Raw genomic sequence first — 3042 nt, forward strand, 5'->3', positions numbered from 1 at the left:
TATAAATGACGACATTCTGCTCTTTCGGATAGGAGCGGACAGGAGATTTTATGTCAAAATACAGGGATGACACCTCTAAGAAGCCCATAAAGATAAGGGGGGGCTTAGTTTTTTAGAGGAAAGGTAAAAATAAGTTATGAGTTACAGAACCTTCAAAGTAGTATTTCTACGTTAAGTATATTGTTTAGCAAACAGCTAATAGCTCTAGATTGATTTATTTCGCTTATTTTTGTATTCATTTAATTAAAATAAACTATGAGATATATTACAATATTTACCGTGTTATCAGCAATAATACTGTTAAGCGCATGCTCCTCAAATAAAAAGCAAGAAAACAAAGAAATCCCGGCAATAACAATCGGCGTGATGCCATCGATGGACTACCTGCCTTTGGCTGTAGCTCAACGCGAAGGCTTTTTTGAAAAGCACGGTGTAAATGCAACTATCGAAAAATTCCTTTCGGCTAACCAACGCGACATAGCTTTCCAAAGTGGTTCGGTAGACGGAGGCGTTACCGACTATACAAGTGCTGCTCTATTGAAAGCAGGAGGCTTTGACATGAAGCTGACTTCAAAGTGTCAGGCTCCGTTTTATATCGTGGCTAGCGCTCAATCGGGAATAACCAATCTATCGGAGCTAAAAGGCAAAAAAGTGGCCGTATCGCAAAATACAGTCATTGACTTCTGCGTAGATATGGCATTAGCCAGCGTGGGACTTACCCCAAGTGACGCGGAAAAAATAGAGATAAATAAAATACCGGAGCGCTTCGAGATGTTGCGTAACAACAAAATAGATGCCACAGGATTACCTAATCCATTCGCTCTGATTGCTGCAAGCGAGGGTTGTAAGCTGTTGGTATCGATGGATAGCCTGAAATACACTGTGACAGGTATTGTTTTCTCTCAAAGTGCAATCGAAGCAAAAAGCGACGCTATCAAGAAGATGTACGCCGCATATAATGACGGAGTAGCCTACTTAAACTCGCATACAGTTGCAGACATCAAGGATATATTGGTGAAGGATATGAAGTTCCCTGAACCTATTGCGGAGAAAGTAACTCTTCCGCAATATACCAATGCTCAACCTGTCTTGATTAACGACAAAGACATACAAGCTGTCATCACATGGCTAAGCGGCAAAAAACTGCTTAACGACTCTTTCAAAGTGGAAGATCTGATAAATGACCAACTCACTCAATAAGAGGACAATGCTTTCGATAGAACACTTAGGGGTAAAATACGGCGACACCGAAGTTCTGAACGACTTTTCGCTTTCGATAAGGACAGGCGAAATATATTCGTTGATAGGGCCTTCGGGTTGTGGCAAGTCTACTCTATTGAAAGTTTTGTGCGGCATTATAAAAGAGTATGGCGGACAAATTACACTCAACGATAAAATATTCAGCCCAAAAGGGACTTCAATAGGCTATGTTCCTCAACACTACGGACTATTGGAGTGGAAAACAGTTAAAGAGAATATATACCTGCCATTCAAACTAAATTCTCATAAGAAGCTCAAAGAAACAGAAGTAAATGAAATAATCCTTTCGTTGGAAATAGAAGACCTGATGGACAGATATCCGTCTCAGTTGAGCGGAGGCCAAAAACAACGGGCAGCATTGGCGCGCGCCTTTGTCTCCCAGCCGGCCATATTATTGATGGACGAACCGTTCTCTTCTCTCGATACATTCACATCGGAAGTATCACAACGGCTGTTTCTCCGTCTGTGGGAAAAACACAAGGTGACAACGTTGTTCATCACTCACAACATACACGAGGCGGTTTCTATCGGAAAGCATATCGTGATTATGAGCAAAGCTCCGGGAAAGATTATCCATGAGATAGAAAATCCGATGTTTAATATTTCCGGCTATCAAGAGGAAAAGCTGAGGTTTGTTGCATCTATTATTCAAAAAACGGGATACTGATGGCACAGAGGAGAAAACGCATATTTAATTATTTCAGTTATATAATAGGGGGCTTTTTCCTGTTTAACGTCATATGGTATATCCTTGCCAAATGGCTGCAACTAAAAGCACTTCCCTCTCCCACCGATATATATTCAGCCTATCACAAAGCTTTTGAGAACGGAATATTAGATCATTCACTGGCCAGCCTGCAACGCATTGTCATCAGCATTGGTATTTCGTTGGCTATCGCTCTGGTTCTAGGGCTATGGATGGGGTATAACAAGAAGGCGAACAAACTGTTAGGGCCTATGATCTATTTTTCGTACCCTATTCCTAAATTAGCGCTTCTGCCTATCGTGATGACTTTATTCGATCTGGGTGAGACATCTAAGATCATCATAGTCGTATTGATTATTGTCTTCCAACTGATCATTACCATCCGGGATGCTGTACGGAATATTTCAAAAGAAAACTATTATGTTCTCACCTCATTCGGAGCCACCGGCTTGCAAAAGATGAAACATATCACCCTGCCCGCTATTTTACCCGAAACATTCTCTTCGCTGCGTGTGGCGTTGGGGATAGCTACTTCCGCGTTATTCTTTATCGAAACATTCGGAACAGATAAAGGGCTTGGTTTTTACATTACCGATTCGCAAATGCGTGTCGATTATGTACAGATGTATTTCGGCATTATTGTGCTTTCTCTAATAGGATTCATATTATTCCTGATAGTCGATCTACTGGATAATATCCTGTGCAGGTGGAAGAATATCTAAATTCTATCTAATCGAATGATTTAATAATAACACTACCAATGACGAACGTAGTGTTTTCTTCTCTGCGCGCAATCACAGATTGCTTGCATCCCTTTTGCCCAAAGCCGCAAAAGGAACCAAAACGCTTTTGCGCCCCGCTTCAACGTCCGACCCATAACGGACTTAAAGGCTAAACAAAAAAACTCGCTCCGGGTTTTGTATAATTATGAATCATTTGATAAGCTCAAACACGTTTTTGTTTTTAACGCCTTTTTCGTCCTATGGGTACCCCGTACTTGAAGCTAACGGCGCGGCTAAAGCCTGACAAGGCAGCCGCTTGTCGTGCGTCAGCCTCCCGCGCATAAGTTCCGCAGG

General features: G+C 41.7%; 3 protein-coding genes. All 3 read left to right on the forward strand.

Annotation, left to right across the window (positions count from 1 at the left end):
- Positions 1-255 precede the first annotated feature (255 nt).
- The 3 genes from ACYPZI_RS15740 to ACYPZI_RS15750 are packed head-to-tail and all read left to right on the forward strand — an operon-like array spanning position 256 to position 2688.
- Positions 256-1200: an ABC transporter substrate-binding protein gene (locus ACYPZI_RS15740; protein ID WP_459603290.1), complete on the forward strand. Its 945-nt coding sequence runs from the start codon at positions 256-258 to the stop codon at positions 1198-1200.
- Between the two features lie 7 nt (positions 1201-1207).
- A complete protein-coding gene (locus ACYPZI_RS15745) occupies positions 1208-1927 on the forward strand; it encodes an ABC transporter ATP-binding protein (RefSeq protein WP_459603292.1) in 720 nt (239 codons plus the stop codon).
- Positions 1927-2688, forward strand: a complete 762-nt coding sequence (locus ACYPZI_RS15750; protein ID WP_459603294.1) for an ABC transporter permease — start codon at positions 1927-1929, stop codon at positions 2686-2688. The genes ACYPZI_RS15745 and ACYPZI_RS15750 overlap by 1 nt, the downstream gene beginning before the upstream one ends.
- Positions 2689-3042: the final 354 nt, after the last annotated feature.

Source organism: Dysgonomonas reticulitermitis (assembly GCF_054601275.1).